A 19,551-nucleotide genomic window follows, 5' to 3' on the forward strand; every position below is an offset into this window, starting at 1 on the left:
TCGCTTCCCTCCCCCGTCGTTCCTCGGCCCCCAGCGAAGCCGATCACGCACGGGGTTCGCAAGTGGCCCGGGACAGTGGACCGGAACCTGCCACGGGATCGCGACGGCAGAACGGCCGCCCCGGGTGCTGGAACAGGCCGTTTGCGTCCGCGGTGGTGATCTTGGGCGGATTCGCCGCCGGTGTCCTGTTTCACCGCCGCGGTCACTCACCGGAGTCAAGACAAATCACGCCGACTTCCCATCTTTCGATGGTGATCTTTCACGAAGGGGCTGATCAACGGTTTACCTGCTGCTATCGTCACCGATCGGAGTCATCGGGGAACTACGGGTAGGTCGCGCCCCATCGCGACCCGTGCGGGGAGGCACGAAATGACGAGACCAGGAAGCGGCCCCCAAGGGGTCTACGACCAGATCAACGGGCCGGGGCCGCAGGCGCCTCCTCCGAACTCGGGGTTGATTCAGGGCGCTGCCGCAGCGCCGCCGTCCCCTCCGCCGCCGAATTACGGCGAACTGGGCAGCGGACAAGCGAAGGCCGACTTCGCAGCCGCCTCGGCGAATGGTGGCTGGGAGTTCGATCCTGCCGCTATGGACGCCGTGATCAAGTCCCTCGAAGACTGCCTCGAGAGCGACTTCCGGAAGGCACGTCGCGAGGCCGACGTACTGAATCAGATCCAGCCGCCGGGCCATGAAGTCGGCAGCGAGGGATACACGGCCGCTGCGAACAACTCGGGAAGCTCCTACCAGGCCTTCATGCAGGGGGCCTGGGACTACACGAACTCGTACCTGGACACTTTGAGGCAAATCCGGACTGCGTACCAGAACCAGGATCAAGCAGCCATCGACGCACTCCGCCAGATCGGGAAGGCCGACTGATGCCCCACGCCAGGAAGTTCGTGTCCGTAGCCGCAGTGAGCGGTTTGCTGCTGATGAGCGGATGCAGCGATCCAAAGACGGGCGATGCGACCTCAGCCGCCCCGACCGCGCCCACGTCGGCCCGGCTACCGGCGAACGGCGCTCCTGCTGTGACGAATCCGATTCTGAACACCACCCAAGCCGAATCGGACCCGTGTAGCACGGTGGCCACCGCTCAGATCGAGGAACTCGGCGGAAAGGTCGAGAAGACAGAGGTCGACGACGGGACTTTCGGAAAAAGCTGCGGCTGGATCTTCGAGGCCGGGCCAAGCAGCGTGACCGCAGGCCTTCTGCCTGGCAATAAGGAGGGGCTGAGCAGCCTCTACGCGAAACACGCGCAGGGCGGGCTCTCCACCTTCAAGCCGATCGACTCGATCGAAGGATATCCAGGCGTCATCTACGACAACGGCGGAGAAGGCAAGGGGCGGTGCGTACTCGCGGTAGGCGTGCGTGACGACCTTACCTATACGGTCACGCCGCTCCTGGCCACTGGAAACCCCATGCTGTCCGATCCCTGTGGTCTCGCTACCAAGGTTGCTGCCGCAGCGATCAAGAAGCTCAAAGGAGCTTAGGCCATGACCTATAGCGGCTGGGAGATATTCACCAAACTCAACGCCAATCCGTCCACGACGGAGACCCTCGACAAGGCGCAGGTCGCCTCACACAAGTTGATGGTGTTCCATGAAAACTTCAGCAAGGCCATGGAGACCAGCCAAACGGCGCTGACGTCCTTTTGGAAGGGCAAGGCCGCCGACAGCGGAACAGCAGGCCTCGCCCCGCTCATCGCGACCTCCAAGATCGCCGGCGAGAACATGGACCGCGCTCGCCAGTCGATGTACGACCAGAACGCCTCTTTCCATTACACGCGCGGCAATGTCCGTCCCGTCGAGAAGGAACGCGCGGGGGACAACGGGCCCGGCGACATCCTGTCCATCGGCGCGAGTGACGACGAGATCGCGGCGGCGAAGTTCGACTCGGACACCAAGCACAACGTCGAGATCTACGAGCCGTACTACCAGAGCACCCAGCCGCGGCAGCAGTCGCTCGCGCCGGTTTATCCCGCCGCACATGATCCGAACGTTTCGGCGGGGCCGATCACGCCGGATCCGATCGATCCCGGGCAGACCAAGGTCAGCGGGTTCAGCGGCGGGCCGGGCGACTCCGGGCGGCACAGTGGTCCGGGTGGGTACACCGGCGGGCCGAGTTCGTACAGCGCGCCTCCGGGGGCCGAGGGGTATCAGGCGCCGAGGCCGCCGCAGGTTCCGCCGGCGCCGAGGGTGCCGCAGGTGCCGCGTCCGGTTCCGTCACCACAGCCGAACGATCGGACCCAACTGTCCCATTGGGACCCGAAAACGCAGGTGCGGCCGGGCGACCACCGACCGCCCTCGTTCGGTCCCGGGCCAGGGAGCGGGCCCGGTGGCGGCAACGGATTCGGGCCGGGATCGGGCGGATTCAGTGGCGGTTTCGGGCCCGGCGGCGGTTTCGGGCCGGGTGGGTCGACGGGCGGGCCGGGGAGCATGGGGCCCGGTCGCGGTGTCGGCGCCGCAATGCCCGGTGAAGGGCCGATGCGCGGTACGCCGGCGGGCGGCGCCGCGGCGGCGGGTCGTGCCGGCGCGCCGGGTATGGGCGGCGGCGGGATGGGCGCCGGTGCCGGCAAGGGCAAGGGCGGCGAGGACGAGGAGCACCAGCGCAAGATCACGCTGCAGGAAGAGGACGGCGACTCCCTCTTCGGCGGTTACGACGGTGACAAGCCGGTTCCGCCGGTGATCGGCGCGTAACGTGCTGCAGAAACCCGTCGAACTGACGCTCCAGACCTACGAAACCTTGCTGGACCAGCACAATCTCGGCGACATCCATCCGACGCTCGTCCGCGGCGCGCAGTGGTATCTGCCCGAGGAACGGCGCGAGCTCGCCGCCACCGCGCAGTCCGAATTGGACAGACAGGGACTGCTCAGGCGCGGCAAGATCGACGACGAATTCCTCGACACACTGCGCTTCCTGCAGCGGCCGGCGGTGGAGTACTACTCGTGGGTGAAGTCCGAGGGACGGGAACGGACGGTTCGCGCCGCGGGCAGTGGCCGGGAAGCGGTCAACGTCGTTTTGGTCGACAAGGTCGTCTACCTGACACCGACGCGGCCGGACACGCTGGCGCAGGATTTCACCGGTCTGCTCCCCGAGGCGCCCGCCGCGCGCACGCCGTCTTTGAACTGCTCGGAAGCCGATCTTCAGGTCCTGATGAAGGGCGAAATGCTCACCGGCAGCGGCCCGAGCATCCGCGACGCCAAGAAGATCCTCCAGTGGATCCGGTCGCCGTACACCTTCTTCGGACGGCTTTACGTCGCCATCCGTGACGGCGGCGGCAACCGGAAACGCGTCGAAAGGCCGCCGGGCTGGATGGACACCGAACACGGCCGCGTCGTGTTCGGCCCGGACGCCAAGGGCTGGGTGAGCCTCATGGGCGCCGGGCCGCACGAAATCGTCGCGAAGGTCGTCCAGCTGGAGTCGCAGCTTCGCGGACGCTAGCCCTGGTGGTTCGGGTTCAGGACCCGCGAGAGGAACGTCTTCGTGCGCTCCTCCTGCGGGTCCCCGATCACCTGGTCCGGCGAGCCCTGCTCGACGACGACGCCGCCGTCCATGAACAGCACGATGTCGGCCACTTCACGCGCGAACTGCATTTCGTGCGTGACGACGAGCATCGTCATGCCCTCTTGCGCGAGTTGCCGCATGACCGCGAGAACGTCGCCGACCAGTTCGGGGTCCAGCGCCGACGTCGGCTCGTCGAACAGCATGACGTCGGGATCCATCGAAAGCGCCCTGGCGATCGCGACGCGCTGCTGCTGCCCGCCGGAAAGCTGTGTCGGCAGCGAAGACTCCTTCTCCGCCAGCCCGACCTTCGCGAGGTTTTCCCGCGCGACGCGCTCCGCCTCTTCCTTGCCGCGCTTCAACACCTTGCGCTGAGCGACGGTGAGGTTTTCGAGCACGCTCAAGTGCGAGAAGAGGTTGAACGACTGGAAGACCATGCCGATCTTCGTGCGGGCGCCGTCGATGTCGACGTCCGGGTCGGTGATCTCGCTGCCGTTGACCACGATCTTGCCCTGCTGCGGTTCCTCGAGGAGGTTGACGCAGCGCAGCAGCGTCGATTTGCCGGAACCCGACGGGCCGATGATGCAGACGACCTGGCCCCGCTGGACCTCCAGGTCGATGCCCTTGAGCACCTCGAGCTCGCCGAACGCCTTGTGCAGTCCCGAAACTTCGACGATCGTCTGGGTGCTCATACCGTTCCTCCGCCGGGCACTCCGGCTCCGTATTTCTTCTCTAGCCGCTGCTGCAGGATCGACAGCGGAATGGTGATGACGAGGTAGCACAGACCGGCGACGACGATCGGGGTCAGGCCCTTGGCCTCAAGCAGCGCCTGACGGCTGAACTGCGCGAGTTCCTGCTGCGCCGGGGTGGTGCCGAGCAGGAACGCGAGCGAAGAGTCCTTCGTCAGCATGATCAGCTCGTTGGCCAGCGGCGGCAGGATGATCCGGAACGCCTGCGGGATCACGACGGTGATCATCGTGCGGGCGGGTGACATGCCGAGCGAACGCGCGGCCTCGACCTGTCCGCGCGGCACCGCCTGGATACCGGCGCGAATGGTCTCCGCCATGTAGGCCGACGACACGATGCCCAGCGCCAGCATGATCGACACGTTCCGCGGCAGGAACACGTTCGGGAAGGCGATCGGCACCCCGACACCGACCGCCAGGAAGATCAGCAGCGCGGGCAGGCCGCGGAAGAACTCGATGTACCCGCGCGCGAACCAGCGGTACGGGCCGACCGAAGACAGTCTCATCAGCGCGAGCAGGAGCCCGAGGCCGAGGCCGAGCGCGAAGCCCAGCGCGGTGAAGACGATCGTGTTCTTCAGTGCGACGGTGATGACGTCCGGGAACTGCTTCGCGGCGACTTCGAGGTCGAAGAACGCCTTGCCCAGCCGTCCCCAGTCGGCCAGCAGCGCGAACACCACGACGATCACCAGCAGCAGACCGTACTGCGCCCACCGGAACGCCGATCGTCGCTGGCGGCGGCTCAGAGCCATTTCTCTCCTCAAACAGGTGGTGACAAGCCTGTGGCCGGTGCACTGGGCACCGGCCACAGAGGACGGATTATCAACCGGCGGCCGGGCTGCCCGGCTGCCAGGTCGGCGCCTTGCCGAACCACTTCTGGTAGATCTGCGCGTACGAGCCGTCGGCGACCGAAGCCTTGAGGACCTCGTTGACCTGGTTGACGAGGGCGGTGTTACCCGACTTCACGCCGATACCGTAGAACTCGTTGGTCTTGAACTCCGTGACGACGGTCGTGTCCGGGTTCGTCTTCACGAAGTCGTAGAGCACACCGTTGTCGTTGATGCCCGCGTCGATCTGGCCGCTCTTCACCGCCTGCTCCAGCAGCGCGAGGTCGTCGAAGGTGACGATTTCGGCGCCGACGGCCTTTTCCTTGCCGTAGTCGGCGCCGGTGGTGGCCGACTGGACGCCGATCTTCTTGCCGGCGACGTTGCTCAGGTCCTTGATCGGCGAACCGGTCTTGACCAGCAGCGCCTGCGACGCCTCGAAGTACGGGTCGGAGAAGGCGAACTTCGCCTTGCGCTTGTCGTTGATCGTCATCCCGGCGGCGGCGAGGTCGCACTGGCCCGTGTTCATCGCCTCGCCGGACTCGATGTTCTCGAAGGCGATGTCGACGATGCTCTGCTCGACGCCCAGCTTCTTCGCCACGAGGTCGACCAGGTCGACGTCGAAGCCGACGATCTTGTCGCCCTGCTTGACCTGGAACGGCTGGTAGGGCAGGTGCGTGCAGGTGGTGAGCTTGCCGGAGGCGACGAGCTGGACGCCACCGGCCGCGGTGCTCTGCCCACCTTCTTCGCCACACGCGGTCAGCGCACCCGCGGCTAGGGCGAGCGCCGGGATCAGGGCGAGCGCTTTCAATCGGGCCACGTCGTCACTCCTTGTAGTTCCCATGTGTCGAGAGCATGCATAGTGCCACTCATCCGGCGGCAAGCACAGCACCGAGACGTTACAGCGCTGTTTCCAGCGAAGATCGTCCCGACAACGGGAGGGAGCCGACCTCGGTCCCGGTGGGTCGCGACAGAGGTTCAACCGGCCCAGCACGGGAAACACGATGGGGCGCCGAAGCGCCCCATCGCCGCCCTATCTACTTGGGCCAATATTGGAACCTGTAGCCGTTGTAGCAGATACCCGCACAACTGGGGTCGACAGGAAAGTACTCGAGCGGCCCGACGTTGTAATACCGGGCGAATTCGCTCCGCTCACGGATACAGCTATCGTAGTTGTGACCGCACCAGCGACTCGTGACATCCGTTACGCCGACACTGGTCGACGGCGCCGCGGCACCGCCCTGAGCTGCCATCGCGACACCCGGAACGGCCAGCGCCGCCACTGCGGCACCGGCCACGACGAACGTTTTCACAAGATTCTTCACAATTCCCCTTGTAAATTGCAGGTGAAATTCAGAGCCTGCTTATCCAGCAGGTAATACGCGAATCAACGAGTTTTACGCATGGCGAAACGCCGAACAGAATCCAACCTTCCCCAGTCAGGTTCGAATACGCCCGGCGAGGCTAGCATCAGGCTGATCATTCCGCCAAGCCAACCCGGGCATCTCGCGCCGAACGGGGTACATAGGTCACGATGACCCCCATGAACAACAACTCGGCGCCCCGTCTCCCCCCTGCGGGCCGCCGCCCGCGGACGACGACGTCGGCCCGGCGCGCGGCGAAACCCGGGGCGCAGTTCGACGGCTATCTCTCGCCGTCGCGGCCGCACGCGGGCGCGTACGACGAGATGTTCACCGCCGACGGCACGGTCCGCCAGCCGTACCGCGCGCTGTACGAATCGATCTCCGCGCTGACGTCGGCGGACCTTTCGTCCCGGTCGGCGGCGATCGACCGGGCCATGGTGGACCAGGGCATCACGTTCTCGCTGTCGGGCCAGGAACGCCCGTTCCCGCTCGACCTGGTGCCGCGCGTGATCACCACCGCCGAATGGAGCAAACTCGAACGCGGTGTGGCGCAACGGGTCCGCGCGCTCGAAGCCTTTCTCGCCGACGTGTACGGCGACCGGCAGATCCTGCGTGACGGCGTTCTGCCGCGACGGCTGATCACCTCGTGCGAGCATTTCCAGCGCGAGGCGTTCGGGATCAATCCGCCCAACGGCGTCCGCATCCATGTGTCCGGTGTGGACCTGGTGCGCGACGAGGAGGGCACCTTCCGGGTGCTGGAGGACAACCTCCGCAACCCGTCCGGCGTGTCGTACGTGATGGAGAACCGCCGCACGATGGCGCGCGTGTTCCCGGACCTGTTCGCCCAGCACCGGGTGCGCCCGGTCGGCGATTACGCCTCGCATCTGCTGCGCGCGCTGCGGGCGGCGGCCGCGGCGAACGTCGCCGACCCGATGGTCGTCGTGCTCACGCCCGGCGTGCACAACTCCGCGTATTTCGAGCATTCGCTGCTGGCCCGGCTGATGGGGGTCGAGCTGGTCGAGGGCCGCGACATGTTCTGCCGGGACAACGTCGTCTACCTGCGCACCACCGAGGGCGAGCGGCAGGTCGACGTCATCTACCGGCGGATCGACGACGAGTTCCTCGATCCGGTGCACTACCGGCCGGATTCCGTGCTCGGCGTGGCCGGCATCCTCAACGCGGCGCGCGCGGGCAACGTGGTGATCGCGAACGCGGTCGGCAACGGCGTCGGTGACGACAAACTCGTCTACACCTACGTGCCCGAGATGGTGAAGTACTACCTCAACGAGAAGCCGCTGCTGCCCAACGTCGACACCTTCCGGTGCTGGCTGCCGGACGAGTTCGACCACGTCATGCAGCATATGGACGAGCTGGTGATCAAACCGGTCGAAGGTTCGGGCGGGTACGGCATCGTGTTCGGCCCGGAGGCGACGCAGGCCGAGCTGACCGCGCTCAAACGCAAGGTCCGGGCGCACAAACGCGGCTGGATCGCCCAGCCGGTGGTCCAGCTGTCCACCGTTCCGTCCAAAGTGGACGACAGACTGGCGCCACGGCACGTCGATCTCCGGCCGTTCGCGGTCAACGACGGCAAGGAGATCTTCGTCCTGCCGGGCGGACTGACCCGGGTCGCGCTCCCGGAGGGCAGCCTGGTCGTCAACTCGTCGCAGGGCGGCGGCTCCAAGGACACCTGGGTGCTCGCGCCGCGATCCTCGACGGCGGAACGGGAACTGGAACGGCCCGCACTCGGCGCACTGTCCCAAGTGGACGGACTGGTCGCCGAACAGGGCCCGGAGCTGACCACCACCCAGCAACAGCAGCAACAACAGGCATAAGGGAGGTTGATGTGCTCGCCCGCAACGCGGAATCGCTGTACTGGATCGGCCGGTACGTCGAACGCGCCGATGACACCTCCCGGATCCTCAACGTCTCCGTGCATCAGCTGCTCGAAGACGCGAGCGTCGACCCGGACCACGCGAGCCGCCAGCTGCTCGCCGTCCTCGGCATCTCGCCGGAGGGCATGGACACCCTCGACGTGTGGAAGCTGACCGAACTGGTCGCCTACGCCAAGGACAATCCGGCGTCCATCGTCGGCTCGATCAACTCGGCCCGCGAGAACACGCGCGGTGCCCGCGAGGTCGTCTCGACCGAGCTGTGGGAATGCCTGAACGCGACGTGGAACGCGGTGCCGGACAGGCAGCGGTACGCGCGCCGCGCCGGGCCGCACGCGTTCCTCTCCTTCGTGGAGGAGCGCGCGGCGATGTTCGCCGGGCTCGCCGATTCGACGATGAGCCGCGACGACGGCTGGCTGTTCATGGTGCTCGGGCGCTCGGTCGAACGCGCGGACATGGTGGTGCGGCTGCTGCTCTCGCGAGTGCAGGACAGCGCGTCGTCACCCGGCTGGATCACCGTGCTCCGTTCGGCGGGCGCGCAGGACACGTACCTGCGGACCTATCGCGGCGCGCTCGACGCCGCCCGGGTCGTGCAGTTCCTGTTGCGGGACACGCTCTTCCCGCGTTCGGTGTTCCACGCGTTGCGCCAGGCGGAGGAATGCCTGGAGCGGCTGGACCCCGGCGTCAACTCGCGTGCCAACGAGAAGTCCGAGGCGCTGCGGCAGCTCGGCCGCGCGCGCAGCGAGCTGGAGTTCCTGCGGCCGTCGGATCTGCTGGAGGACCTGCCGAAACGGCTCGGCGCCCTGCAGACCTCGATCAAGGACATCGGCGACGCGGTTTCGGTGCAGTACTTCCATTCGTCGCCTTGGGTGGCCTGGAGCGGTGCGGAGGTTTCGCTGTGACCTGGCAGCTTCGGGTGGCCCACCGGACCGGGTACCGGTACGCGACCCCGGCCACGCAGTCGTACAACGAGGCGCGGCTGACCCCGCGCTCCGATCGGCGCCAGACCACGGTCGTGAACCGGGTCGAGACGACGCCGGCGACCCGTGCTTACCGGTACACGGACTACTGGGGCACCGTCGTGACTTCGTTCGACCTTCACGCGCCGCACACCGAGTTCACCGTGCTCGCGACGTCGGTGGTCGAGACCGCCGACGAAGGCGAGCCGGTCCGTTCGGCGACGTGGAAGGATCTGCGCGGCGACACCGTGGTTGACCACCGCACCGAGTACCTGACGCCGACGCCGTACACGCCCCGCGATCCGGAGCTGACGAAGGTCGCGCGTGAACTGCGGAAGGGGCTCGACCCCGCGGAGGCCGTGCTCGCGGTCTGCGAATGGGTCAACCAGCAGCTGAAGTACCAGCCTGGGACGACCGGTGTGCACAGCACGGCGACCGACGCGTGGCGTGCGCGCGAAGGGGTTTGCCAGGACTTCGCGCATGTCACGCTGGTGATGCTGCGCGCGATCGGCGTCCCGGCGCGCTACGTCTCCGGGTATCTGCACACGAAACCGGAGGCGAAGCTCGGCGAGACGGTCGAAGGCGAAAGCCACGCCTGGGTCGACGTGTGGACCGGCGGCTGGTGGGCCTACGACCCGACGAACGCGATCCCGGTCGGGCCGCGGCACGTCTGGGTCGCGTACGGCCGCGACTATGCCGACGTACCACCGCTCAAGGGCATCTTCACCGGTGGCGGTCAGTCCACTTTGGACGTCTCGGTGCAGCTGACCCGGCTGACCTAGGCACGTCGTCGCAGCAGCAGCCAGAGGAGATAGGCACCGCCGAGGGCTGCCGCCACGACGCCCGCGGGCAGCAGCGAGGACTCCAGCAGCCGCTGGCCGAGGTAGTCCGCCGCGACGACCAGCACCGCGCCGACGAAGGCCGAAGCCGCCAGGTTGGGCCCCGGCAGACGCGTCATCCGGCGCGCGAGCTGGGGCGCGGCGAGCGCGATGAACGGCAGCGGCCCGGTCGCGGCGGTGGCGGCGGCCGCCAGCGCGACCGCGACCAGCACCAGGGTCAGCCGCACGCGGTGGACGTCGACGCCGATACCGGTGGCGGTGTCGTCGCCCATCTCCAGCATGCGCAGCGCGCGGCCGTTGACGAACACGATCGGGGCGAGCACCGCCACCGCGACCGCCAGCGGCACGAAGAAGCCCCAGTCGCGGCCGGCGAGGTCGCCGACCAGCCAGCCGACGGCCTGCGCGGCGGCTTCTAGGTTCGCCTTCACCAGCAGATACGAGTTCACGCCGACCAATACCGCGCTGACCGCGATCCCGAGCAGCACCAGCCGCGAACTCAGCAGACCGTGCGGCGCGCACAAGGCCATCACGACCAGCGCTGTCAGCAGCCCGCCGACCAGCGCGCCGACGGAGACCAGCCCGGGGCCGGAGCCGAAGAGCAGCAGGGTCACGATGCCGCCGGTCGCCGAGCCGGTGGTGAAGCCGATGACGTCCGGGCTGCCCAGCGGGTTGCGCGTGATCGTCTGGAAGACCGCCCCGGCCAGCGCCAGCGCGGCCCCGACGAGGATCGCGACCAGTACCCGCGGCAGCCGTCCCATGACGACCAGGTACTGCGCCTTCGTACCCGAACCCGCGAGTGTGGCGAGCACTTCGCCGGGGCTCATTTCGTAGTCGCCGGTGCCGACGGAAAGCACGACGAGCGTCAGCGTCACCAGGGCCAGCACGGCGACGACGATCACCGATCGTCTGTCCACACCAGACTCACGGCGTACCAGCTCGGTCATCGGCGCACCGCCTTCAAGCGCCGGGCCACGATCACGAACGCGATCCCGCCGACGACGTCGGTCATCACGCCGACCTGGATCTCCCCCGGCGAGCCGAGCAGGCGGCCGAGGACGTCGCAGCCGAGCAGCAGCACCGGCCCGAGCAACGCCGAAATCAGCATCACCCACCGCTCGTCCTGGCCGATCAGCGTGCGGACGACGTGCGGGATCATCAGGCCGACGAAGGCGATCGGCCCGCAGGCCGCGGTCGCCGACGCCGAAAGCAGACCGACGGCGACCATCCCGGCGACGCGGACGAGCGCCGGATTCGCGCCGAGGCCGCGTGCCGTGTCCTCACCGAGCGCCAGCGCGTTCAGCGCGCGGGCCAGCACGATCGCGATCACCACCCCCGCGACGAAGAACGGCAGCAAGACCGACAGCTGATCCAGATTCCGGTTCACCAGCGAGCCGACCAGCCAGAACCGCATGGCCTGCAGGTTGTGCGTGTTGACCATCTGCATGCCCTGGTTGATCCCGACGAACACCGCCTGGACGGCGACACCGGCCAGCACCAGCCTCAGCGGGCTCGTCGCCCCGCGTGTCCCGCCGATCACCGAGACCAGCGCGGTTCCCGCGAGTGCCCCGGCGAAGGCGAACCAGACGTACTCGCCGGGCGAAGTCACCGAGAACAGCGTCGAGCCGAGCACGATCGCGACGGCGGCGCCGTGGTTGATGCCGAGCAGACCGGGTTCCGCGACCGGGTTGCGCGTGATCGCCTGCATGAGCGAGCCCGCCAGCGCGAGCGCCATCCCGACCAGGACGCCGAGCACCGTGCGGGGCAGGCGATCGTCGCGGACGACGACGTCGCTGTAGCTCCCGTCGTAGGCGAAGAGGGCGTGCAGGACTTCGCCGAGCGAGAGGCGGTTCGAGCCGAAGCCGATCGACAGCAGGATGACCGCGACGAGCGCTGTCAGGGACCCCACGAGGACCAGCGTTCTCACAGAAACGCTGGTCCTCATGGTCGTGCCGCGCTCCGTGACCTGGACCATGGCGTCCACGATAAGGGAAGGCTAGCCTAACGACGAAATCCGGTTCGACGGCGAAAGAAGATCTCCATGCACCTCTCCCGACGCGGCTTTCTCGCCGGCACCGCGGCGCTCGGCGCCACCGGCCTCCTGACCGCCTGCGGCTACCAGGACGAGACACCCACGCAGGGAGCGGGCGCGACCTGGTCGTTCACCGACGACCGCGGCCGGAAACTCGAAGGCGAGCGGCCGACGCGGATCGTCGCGCAGGTGACCGCGGCGGCGGCGCTGTGGGACCTCGGCGTGAAGTCGGTCGGGATCTTCGGTCCGTCGAAGTTCGCCGACGGCAAGCCGGACCCGCAGGCGGGCGGCGTCGACCTCAACACGGTGACCTCACTCGGGAACGTGTGGAACGAGTTCAACTTCGACAAGTTCGTCTCGCTGAACCCGCAGCTGCTGATCAGCGTGATGTACCTCAAGGACCAGATGTGGTACGTCCCGGACACGCAGACCGAGAAGATCGACAAGGCCGCGCCCAGCGTCGGCGTCCGGCTGCAAGACATCTCGATGCCCGAAGGGATCGCGAAGTTCATCGCGCTCGCGAAGGCGCTCGGCGCCGACACCGAGACTCCGGCGATCAAGGCCGCGAAGGAGGAGTACGAGAAGGCTGACGCCGCGCTCGCCGAAGCGGCGAAGAAGGCCGCTGGGCTGAAGATCCTCCTCGTGTCCGCGCAGAAGGACGCCGTCTACGTCTCGAACGCGCCGAAATTCGCGACCTCGAAGCACTACCAGAGCAAGGGACTCGACTTCGTCACGCCGGAGGCGCCGGACGAGAGCCAGGGCGGCTACTACCAGCAGATCAGCTGGGAGAACATCGGCAAGTACCCAGCCGACGTGATCATGTACGACAACCGCGGCGGTTCGCTTTCGCTCGGCCCGGACGGGCTCGGCGGCGTGCCGACCTGGGCACAGCTGCCCGCGGTGAAGGCCGGGAAACTGATCCCCTGGAACAACGAGACGCCGTTCTCGTACCAGCGTTTCACGCCGCAGCTGACGGAACTCGCCGCGGCGCTGAACAAGTTCGCCTAGCCCAGGAACTCCCGTAACGCCGCCGCGAGGTCGGCCGGGTTGTCCTCGGCCATGTGGTGCCCGGATTCGATCGCGAAGCCGCGGACGTCGTCGGCCCATTCGCGCCACACCGCGATCGGGTCGCCGTACAGCTCGGCCATGTCATCCCGGCTGGACCACAGCATGAGGACGGGACAGCCGAGCTTCCGCCCGGCCACCTTGTCGGCGTCGTCGGCTTCGCGGTCGGGCCCGAGGCCGGCGCGGTAGTCCTCCAACATCGCGTGGACCGTCTCGGGATCGTGGATCGCACGCAGGAAGTCGGCGTGGTTCTCCGCGCCCATCGCTTCGGGATCACCGCCGTACCAAGCGTCCGGGTCGGCGTTGATCACCCGCTCGGCGGGTTTCGCGAGCTGACCGAAGAAGAACCAGTGCCACCATTTCCGCGCGAAGGTCGCGTCGGCCCGCGCGAGCGCCTCACCGATCGGGACGCCGTCGAGGACGACCAGCCTGGTGACCGCTTCGGGGTGATCCATGGCCAGCCGATGCGCCACGTAGCTGCCGCGATCGTGCCCGGCGACGGCGAACCGTTCATGCCCGAGGTGCCGCATGAGGGCGACGATGTGCCTGGCCATGGCACGTTTCGAGTGCGCCGAGTGGTCTTCGGCGGTCTCGGGTTTCGAGGACTGGCCGTAGCCGGGGAGATCCGGGCAGACGACGGTGAACGCGTCCGCGAGCCGCGGCGCGACGTCGTACCAGGTGGTGTGGGTGCGCGGATGTCCGTGCAGGAGGACGAGCGGCGGCCCCGATCCGCCGTGGCGGACCCTGAAGGTCACTTCGCCCGTGTCGACGTTTTCGAGCTCGAAGCCTTCGAACATGATCCTCCCGCGCGTGCAATGAAAGGTCCTTTCCTAGCGAATTTTGCTAGGAAAGGACCTTTCATTGCAGCGTGAGCCGGGAGATCAGCTCTTGGCGTGCGCGTCCAGGATGTGCGCGACCGCCTCGGTGATCCGCTGCGCGAAGTCGATGTTCAGCCACTCGTCCGGCACGTGGATGTTCGAGTCCGGCCCGCAGGCGCCGGTGACCACGAACTGCGCGTCCGGGTACTTCTCGCCGAGCAGCCCCATGAACGGGATCGACCCGCCCATGCCGAAGCTCTTGTGCGGCTCGCCGAAGACCTCGCCGCTGACGTGGTGCAGCACCTCGTCGAGCCACGGCGCGGTGTCCGGAGCGTTCCAGCCGTTCTCCGCCTGGAAATCGCCGAGCTCGACCGAAGCGTCGTAAGGAACGTCGGTGGTGAGGACGCGGCGGACCGCCTCCATCGCGGCCTTCGCGTCGGCGGTCGGCGGCAGGCGGAAGCTCAGGGTGAGCGTGGTGCTGTCGCGCAGCACGTTGCCCGCGTCGGCGGGGAGCGGGAAGCCCTTCGCGCCGATCACCGAAAGCGTCGGCCGCCACGAGTTGTTGAGCAGCAGCTCCAGATCGTCGTCGGAGACCGTCCGGCCGACCACGGGGAAGAGCGTCTTCGCCGCGCCGGGCGCGATCTCGACGACGCCACGAGCCTCTTCGACGCGGTTCTCCGGGATGTCGACGCTGAGCTCGGCGAGCTTGATCTCGCCGGTCTCGACGTTCTCGATCCGGTCGATCAGCGCACGCAGGACGCGGAACGAACTGGCCACGATGCCGCTGGCCATGCCGGAGTGCTGCGCGGACTCGAGCACCTTCACGGTGACGTTGACGTGCAGCATGCCGCGCAGGCTGGTGGTCAGCCACAGGCGCTTGTAGTCGGTGCCGCCGGCGTCGAGGCAGACGACCAGGGAGACCGCGCCGAGCTTCTCCTTCAGGTGCTCGACGTAGGCGGGCAGATCCGGGCTGCCGGATTCCTCACCGGTCTCCAGCAGCACGACCGCGCGGGAGTGCTCGCCACCGGCGGCGCGCACGGCTTCGATCGCCGTCGTCGCCGCGTAGCCGGAGTAGCCGTCGTCGACCGCGCCGCGGCCGTACAGCCGCCCGTCGCGGATCACCGGCGTCCACGGGTCGAGCCCCTCGGACCAGCCACCGACCGGCGGCTGCTTGTCGAGGTGCCCGTACATGAGCACGGTGCCCTTGTCGGCGGCTTCGGACGTCGCCGGGATGTCGACGACCAGCAGCGGGCTGCGGCCTTCGAGCTCCACGACCTCGAGCGTCGCGCCGGGGATCTCCCGCGCGGCGATCCAGGAGCGGACGTGCTCGACTGCGGCGGCCAGATGGCCGGTCTTCGCCCACTCGGCGTCGAACGCCGGCGACAAGGCGGGGATCGCCACCAGGCCGGACAGGCTGGGAAGGACGTCGTTCGTCCAGTTCGAAACCACGGTTTCGCGTACGGATTTCTGCTCCACGTCCGCCATCCTGCCACGGGTGCCGGAGAGTGGGATGGATCACAGCGGCGGGCACGGATCGTCATCGCCCGCGCCGGCCAGGACACCCGTCCGGGTCTGTCGTCCGCTGGTCGACCCGCGAGTGCAACCCCTACTTTCGGCGGCCCCACACTCGGGCTTCCTAGCATTTTCCCTGTTCAGGCACCCTTTCTCAGCAACAAATCAGCATCCGGCCCTGACCAAAACGGCGTCCGGCATGCCAGGATGTGCGCACGAACCGTCAACGCCGATGGTGACCCGGCGCTTCAGATCCGACGCGCTGGTCCCCGCCGGCGCAGTCACTGTCGCCGCCACAAGTGGTCGCCAGCGGCGCCGACATCAAGGAGAGCAGCGCATGCCGTCCGAACACTGGACGCACCCGGAACCTGGAGACGGTCCCGCCGCCGCGGCGGCGCAACCCACCCCCGAACAGGTGATCGCGGGTTTGCGAGCAACGAGCGAAGGTGGCGCTGAGCTGACTCAGCTGCTCACTCCCGAAGGCGAACGGGTCGCCTCGCCGCAATTCGACCGGTATGTCGACGACATCGACGCCGAAGCCCTCAAAGGCCTGTACCGCGACATGGTCCTGGTCCGCCGGGCGGACCGCGAGGCCAACGCCATGCAGCGCCAGGGCCAGCTCGGCATCTGGGTCCCGCTGCTCGGCCAGGAGGCCGCGCAGATCGGCTCCGGCCGCGCGCTGGAGAAGCGGGACATGGCCTTCCCGAGCTACCGCGAGCACGGCGTCGCGTACGCCCGCGGCATCGACCTCAAAGAGGTGCTCGGCATCTTCCGCTGCACCGACCACAGTGGCTGGGACTACCAGGCCCACCGCTTCCACCCGTACACCATCGTGATCGGCAACCAGGTGCTCAACGCCGCCGGTTACGCGATGGGCCAGAAGTTCGAAGGCAAGGTCGGCGACGAAGACAGCGAAGCGACCATCTGTTACTTCGGTGACGGAGCGACTTCGCAGGGCGACGTGCACGAAGGCTTCGTCTGGGCCGCCGTCTACGACGCGCCGATCGTGTTCTTCTGCCAGAACAACCAGTGGGCGATCTCCGAGCCCACCGAGCGCCAGTCGCGGCTGCCGCTGTACCAGCGCGCCCGCGGTTACGGCTTCCCTGGCATCCGCGTGGACGGCAACGACGTCCTCGCCTGCCTCGCGGTCTCCCGCTGGGCGCTGGAGGAGTGCCGTCACGGCAACGGCCCGGTGCTGATCGAGGCGTTCACCTACCGGATGGACGCGCACACCACCACCGACGACCCCACCCGCTACCGGCTCTCCGACGAACTGGAGGAGTGGAAGCTGAAGGACCCGATCGAGCGCGTCCGGGCGTACCTCGCCCGCGGTGGCGGCGCCGACCAGGCGTTCTTCGACCAGGTGCAGGCCGACTCGGACGCCTTCGCGGCCGAACTGCGCGACTATTGCTTCAACATGCCCGAACCACCACCGGACCGGATCTTCTCCCACGTGTACGCGGAGTCCACGCCGCTGCTGGACGCGCAGCGCGAGGAGTACCTGTCCTACCTGGACGGTTTCATCGGGGCGGGGGAGCACTGAAATGGCCGACCTCCAGAAACTCACCATCGGCAAGGCGATCAACCTCGGCCTCCGGCGCGCCATGGAAGAGGACCCGAAGGTCCTGATCATGGGTGAAGACGTCGGCAAGCTCGGCGGCGTCTTCCGCATCACCGACGGACTGCAGAAGGACTTCGGCGAGCAGCGCGTCCTGGACACGCCGCTCGCGGAATCGGGCATCATCGGCACCGCGGTCGGCCTCGCCGTCCGCGGTTTCCGCCCCGTCTGCGAGATCCAGTTCGAGGGCTTCATCTTCCCGGGCTTCGACCAGATCTCCAGCCAGGTCGCCAAACTGCACTACCGGACGCAGGGCAAGATCAAGATGCCCATCGTGATCCGCGTGCCGTTCGGTGGCGGCATCGGCGCGGTCGAGCACCACTCGGAGTCGCCGGAGTCGCTGTTCGCGCACATCCCCGGTCTCAAGGTCGTTTCGGTCTCGAACGCCGTCGACGCCTACTGGGGCATCCAGCAGGCGATCAAGTCCGACGACCCGATCCTGTTCTTCGAGCCGAAGAAGCTGTACCACTCGGGCGCGATGAAGTCCGAGGTCGACACCGACACCACGCCGGACCCGCTGTTCAAGTCCCGCGTCGTCCGCGAAGGCACGGCGGTCACCGTCGTCGCGTACGGCCCGTCGGTGAAGGTCGCGCTCGACGCGGCGACCGCCGCCGAGGACGAGGGCAAGTCGCTGGAGGTCATCGACCTGCGGACGCTCTCCCCGCTCGACCTGGAGCCGGTTTTCGAGTCGGTGCGCAAGACCGGACGGCTCATCGCGCTGAGCGAGGCGCCGTCGGAATCGTCGCTGACCTCGGAGATCGCCGCGCGCGTGCAGGAGGAATGCTTCTACTCGCTGGAAGCCCCCGTGCTGCGGGTGACCGGATTCGACACGCCGTACCCGCCCGCCAAACTCGAGGAGCACTACCTCCCCGACCTGGACCGGGTTCTGCACACCGTCGACCGTTCGCTCGCCTGGTAAGGGGGAAATAACTGAAATGCCCGAGTACAAACAATTCCCCCTGGCCGACACGGCGGAGGGGCTGACCGAGGCCGACATCATCGCCTGGCAGGTCAAGCCGGGTGACACCGTGACGGTGAACCAGATCGTCGTCGAGGTCGAGACCGCGAAGGCCGCCGTCGAACTGCCCATCCCGTGGGCGGGCGTGGTCACCGAACTGCTCGTCGAGCCGGGCCAGACGGTGGAGGTCGGCGCGCCGATCCTCACCATCGACGTCGACCCCGGCGGCAAGGCGGCACCGGCACCCGCCGCCGCTCCCGCGGCTGAAGAGCCGGCGGAAGAGGAGATGAAGCCGCTGGTCGGCTACGGCTCCAAGGCCGTCGTGACGCAGCGCCGGGCGCGCAAGGGTGCTGCTCCCGCTGCTCCGGCTCCGGTGGCCGCGGCTCCTGCTCCCGTCGCGCCTGCCGCGCCTGCCGCGCCTGCGGTGGCTTCGAAGCCGAAGGGCGGGTACGTGCCGCTGGCGAAGCCGCCGGTGCGCAAGCTCGCCAAGGATCTCGGCGTCGATCTGCACGCGCTCACCGGCACCGCCGACGGCGGCGTCATCACGCGTGACGACGTGCACGCGGCAGCCAACGGTTCGGCCGCACCGGCTGCGGTGTCCACTGTGGACAGCGGCTACGACCCGGCGACGCGGGAACGCCGTGTCCCGATCAAGGGCGTCCGCAAGGCCACCGCCGCCGCGATGGTGCAGAGCGCCTACACCGCCCCGCATGTCACGGAGTTCCTGACCATCGACGTCACGCCGATGATGGAATTCCGAGAGAAGCTGAAGAAGTCGCGCGAGTTCGCCGGAGTCAAGGTCACCCCGCTGACCTTCGCGGCGAAGGCCGTCTGCCTGGCGGCCAAGCGCACTCCGGACGTCAACGCGGTGTGGGACGAGGCGGCGCAGGAGATCGTCTACAAGGACTACGTGCACCTCGGGATCGCCGCGGCCACCCCGCGCGGGCTCGTCGTGCCGAAGGTCCGTGACGCGGATTCGATGTCCCTCAAGGAACTCGCGATCGCACTCACCGAGCTGACCGACGTCGCCCGCGAGGGCAAGACCACCCCGGCGGCCATGCTCGGCGGCACGATCACCATCACCAACGTCGGCGTCTTCGGCGTCGACACCGGTACGCCGATCATCAACCCCGGCGAGTCCGCGATCCTGTGCCTCGGCGCGATCAAGGACACCCCGTGGGTGGTCGACGGCGAGATCAAGGTGCGCAAGGTGCTCCAGCTTTCGCTGAGCTTCGACCACCGTGTGGTCGACGGGCAGCAGGGTTCGGAGTTCCTGGCCGACGTCGGCGCCCTGCTGGCCGACCCGGCGGTCGCGATCACCTACTGACGTTTCGCGCGTGAAGGACGCTTTCGCCGCATGCGATGCGGGGAAAGCGTCCTTCACTGCGTCTGACGCGAGTTTTTCCCTGACAACTGGGAGTTAACGGCGCGATCACGT

19 protein-coding genes are annotated in these 19,551 nt (G+C 67.8%); 11 read left to right on the forward strand and 8 right to left on the reverse strand.

Annotated features, from left to right (window positions below; all coding sequences use genetic code 11):
• Positions 1 to 369: 369 nt before the first annotated feature.
• The 4 genes from AMK34_RS15870 to AMK34_RS15885 are packed head-to-tail and all read left to right on the forward strand — an operon-like array spanning position 370 to position 3,435.
• Positions 370 to 873, forward strand: a complete 504-nt coding sequence (locus tag AMK34_RS15870) for a hypothetical protein (RefSeq protein WP_073845851.1) — start codon at positions 370 to 372, stop codon at positions 871 to 873.
• A 35-nt stretch (positions 874 to 908) separates the two neighbouring features.
• A complete protein-coding gene (locus AMK34_RS15875; protein WP_228694817.1) occupies positions 909 to 1,484 on the forward strand; it encodes a DUF3558 domain-containing protein in 576 nt (191 codons plus the stop codon).
• Positions 1,485 to 1,487: 3 nt separating this feature from the next.
• Entirely contained in the window at positions 1,488 to 2,690 is a 1,203-nt protein-coding gene (locus AMK34_RS15880) for a hypothetical protein (RefSeq protein ID WP_038521711.1), read from the forward strand.
• A gap of 1 nt (position 2,691) precedes the next feature.
• Complete coding sequence (locus tag AMK34_RS15885; protein ID WP_073845852.1) at positions 2,692 to 3,435, forward strand: ESX secretion-associated protein EspG; 744 nt, start codon at positions 2,692 to 2,694, stop codon at positions 3,433 to 3,435.
• Here AMK34_RS15885 and AMK34_RS15890 read toward each other — a convergent pair.
• The 4 genes from AMK34_RS15890 to AMK34_RS42680 all read right to left on the reverse strand — a co-directional run bounded on the left by AMK34_RS15890 (position 3,432) and on the right by AMK34_RS42680 (position 6,387).
• The gene (locus AMK34_RS15890; protein WP_038521717.1) at positions 3,432 to 4,187 is read right to left on the reverse strand and encodes an amino acid ABC transporter ATP-binding protein; all 756 of its coding nucleotides are present in this window, start codon (positions 4,185 to 4,187) and stop codon (positions 3,432 to 3,434) included. The genes AMK34_RS15885 and AMK34_RS15890 overlap by 4 nt on opposite strands.
• Positions 4,184 to 4,990 (reverse strand): amino acid ABC transporter permease, encoded by an 807-nt coding sequence (locus AMK34_RS15895; RefSeq protein WP_038521719.1) that lies wholly within the window; start codon positions 4,988 to 4,990, stop codon positions 4,184 to 4,186. The genes AMK34_RS15890 and AMK34_RS15895 overlap by 4 nt, the downstream gene beginning before the upstream one ends.
• Positions 4,991 to 5,060: 70 nt before the next feature.
• Positions 5,061 to 5,882 carry a transporter substrate-binding domain-containing protein gene (locus AMK34_RS15900; protein ID WP_038521722.1) on the reverse strand — a complete coding sequence of 274 codons (822 nt, stop codon included), beginning with the start codon at positions 5,880 to 5,882 and terminating at the stop codon, positions 5,061 to 5,063.
• Between the two features lie 217 nt (positions 5,883 to 6,099).
• Entirely contained in the window at positions 6,100 to 6,387 is a 288-nt protein-coding gene (locus tag AMK34_RS42680) for a hypothetical protein (protein WP_143202458.1), read from the reverse strand.
• Positions 6,388 to 6,596: 209 nt separating this feature from the next.
• Here AMK34_RS42680 and AMK34_RS15905 point away from each other — a divergent pair, with 209 nt between their 5' ends.
• Genes AMK34_RS15905 through AMK34_RS15915 form a run of 3 tightly spaced genes read left to right on the forward strand, consistent with a single transcriptional unit; the run spans position 6,597 to position 10,056 of the window.
• Positions 6,597 to 8,258 carry a circularly permuted type 2 ATP-grasp protein gene (locus tag AMK34_RS15905; RefSeq protein ID WP_051972750.1) on the forward strand — a complete coding sequence of 554 codons (1,662 nt, stop codon included), beginning with the start codon at positions 6,597 to 6,599 and terminating at the stop codon, positions 8,256 to 8,258.
• Positions 8,259 to 8,269: 11 nt separating this feature from the next.
• Entirely contained in the window at positions 8,270 to 9,217 is a 948-nt protein-coding gene (locus AMK34_RS15910) for an alpha-E domain-containing protein (RefSeq protein WP_016338202.1), read from the forward strand.
• Entirely contained in the window at positions 9,214 to 10,056 is an 843-nt protein-coding gene (locus AMK34_RS15915) for a transglutaminase family protein (protein WP_073845853.1), read from the forward strand. The genes AMK34_RS15910 and AMK34_RS15915 overlap by 4 nt, the downstream gene beginning before the upstream one ends.
• Here AMK34_RS15915 and AMK34_RS15920 read toward each other — a convergent pair.
• Positions 10,053 to 11,057 carry a FecCD family ABC transporter permease gene (locus AMK34_RS15920; protein ID WP_073845854.1) on the reverse strand — a complete coding sequence of 335 codons (1,005 nt, stop codon included), beginning with the start codon at positions 11,055 to 11,057 and terminating at the stop codon, positions 10,053 to 10,055. The genes AMK34_RS15915 and AMK34_RS15920 overlap by 4 nt on opposite strands.
• The gene (locus AMK34_RS15925) at positions 11,054 to 12,019 is read right to left on the reverse strand and encodes a FecCD family ABC transporter permease (protein WP_241832777.1); all 966 of its coding nucleotides are present in this window, start codon (positions 12,017 to 12,019) and stop codon (positions 11,054 to 11,056) included. The genes AMK34_RS15920 and AMK34_RS15925 overlap by 4 nt, the downstream gene beginning before the upstream one ends.
• A gap of 132 nt (positions 12,020 to 12,151) precedes the next feature.
• On the opposite strand from AMK34_RS15925, the gene AMK34_RS15930 reads away from it, so the two are divergent.
• Positions 12,152 to 13,150: an ABC transporter substrate-binding protein gene (locus AMK34_RS15930; protein ID WP_073845855.1), complete on the forward strand. Its 999-nt coding sequence runs from the start codon at positions 12,152 to 12,154 to the stop codon at positions 13,148 to 13,150.
• On the opposite strand, the gene AMK34_RS15935 is transcribed toward AMK34_RS15930, so the two are convergent.
• Positions 13,147 to 14,004, reverse strand: a complete 858-nt coding sequence (locus AMK34_RS15935; protein WP_073845856.1) for an alpha/beta fold hydrolase — start codon at positions 14,002 to 14,004, stop codon at positions 13,147 to 13,149. The two genes, AMK34_RS15930 and AMK34_RS15935, sit on opposite strands and share 4 nt — an antisense overlap.
• 84 nt (positions 14,005 to 14,088) lie before the next feature.
• Positions 14,089 to 15,501: a M20/M25/M40 family metallo-hydrolase gene (locus AMK34_RS15940; protein WP_083649873.1), complete on the reverse strand. Its 1,413-nt coding sequence runs from the start codon at positions 15,499 to 15,501 to the stop codon at positions 14,089 to 14,091.
• Positions 15,502 to 15,874: 373 nt separating this feature from the next.
• On the opposite strand from AMK34_RS15940, the gene pdhA reads away from it, so the two are divergent.
• The 3 genes from pdhA to AMK34_RS15955 are packed head-to-tail and all read left to right on the forward strand — an operon-like array spanning position 15,875 to position 19,440.
• A complete protein-coding gene (pdhA, locus tag AMK34_RS15945; RefSeq protein WP_038521738.1) occupies positions 15,875 to 17,080 on the forward strand; it encodes a pyruvate dehydrogenase (acetyl-transferring) E1 component subunit alpha in 1,206 nt (401 codons plus the stop codon).
• A gap of 1 nt (position 17,081) precedes the next feature.
• Positions 17,082 to 18,074 carry an alpha-ketoacid dehydrogenase subunit beta gene (locus AMK34_RS15950; RefSeq protein WP_038521741.1) on the forward strand — a complete coding sequence of 331 codons (993 nt, stop codon included), beginning with the start codon at positions 17,082 to 17,084 and terminating at the stop codon, positions 18,072 to 18,074.
• A gap of 16 nt (positions 18,075 to 18,090) precedes the next feature.
• A complete protein-coding gene (locus AMK34_RS15955; protein ID WP_073845857.1) occupies positions 18,091 to 19,440 on the forward strand; it encodes a dihydrolipoamide acetyltransferase family protein in 1,350 nt (449 codons plus the stop codon).
• Positions 19,441 to 19,551: the final 111 nt, after the last annotated feature.

Source organism: Amycolatopsis sp. CB00013 (assembly GCF_001905755.1).
Taxonomy (GTDB): domain Bacteria; phylum Actinomycetota; class Actinomycetes; order Mycobacteriales; family Pseudonocardiaceae; genus Amycolatopsis; species Amycolatopsis japonica.

Coding starts and splice junctions, on each gene's coding strand:
- AMK34_RS15870 (WP_073845851.1), top strand. CDS start 370: ATGACGAGACCAGGAAGCGGCCCCCAAGGGGTCTACGACCAGATCAAC.
- AMK34_RS15880 (WP_038521711.1), top strand. CDS start 1,488: ATGACCTATAGCGGCTGGGAGATATTCACCAAACTCAACGCCAATCCG.
- AMK34_RS15890 (WP_038521717.1), bottom strand. CDS start 4,187: ATGAGCACCCAGACGATCGTCGAAGTTTCGGGACTGCACAAGGCGTTC.
- AMK34_RS15895 (WP_038521719.1), bottom strand. CDS start 4,990: ATGGCTCTGAGCCGCCGCCAGCGACGATCGGCGTTCCGGTGGGCGCAG.
- AMK34_RS15905 (WP_051972750.1), top strand. CDS start 6,597: ATGACCCCCATGAACAACAACTCGGCGCCCCGTCTCCCCCCTGCGGGC.
- AMK34_RS15920 (WP_073845854.1), bottom strand. CDS start 11,057: ATGACCGAGCTGGTACGCCGTGAGTCTGGTGTGGACAGACGATCGGTG.
- AMK34_RS15930 (WP_073845855.1), top strand. CDS start 12,152: ATGCACCTCTCCCGACGCGGCTTTCTCGCCGGCACCGCGGCGCTCGGC.
- AMK34_RS15935 (WP_073845856.1), bottom strand. CDS start 14,004: ATGTTCGAAGGCTTCGAGCTCGAAAACGTCGACACGGGCGAAGTGACC.
- pdhA (WP_038521738.1), top strand. CDS start 15,875: ATGCCGTCCGAACACTGGACGCACCCGGAACCTGGAGACGGTCCCGCC.
- AMK34_RS15950 (WP_038521741.1), top strand. CDS start 17,082: ATGGCCGACCTCCAGAAACTCACCATCGGCAAGGCGATCAACCTCGGC.
- AMK34_RS15955 (WP_073845857.1), top strand. CDS start 18,091: ATGCCCGAGTACAAACAATTCCCCCTGGCCGACACGGCGGAGGGGCTG.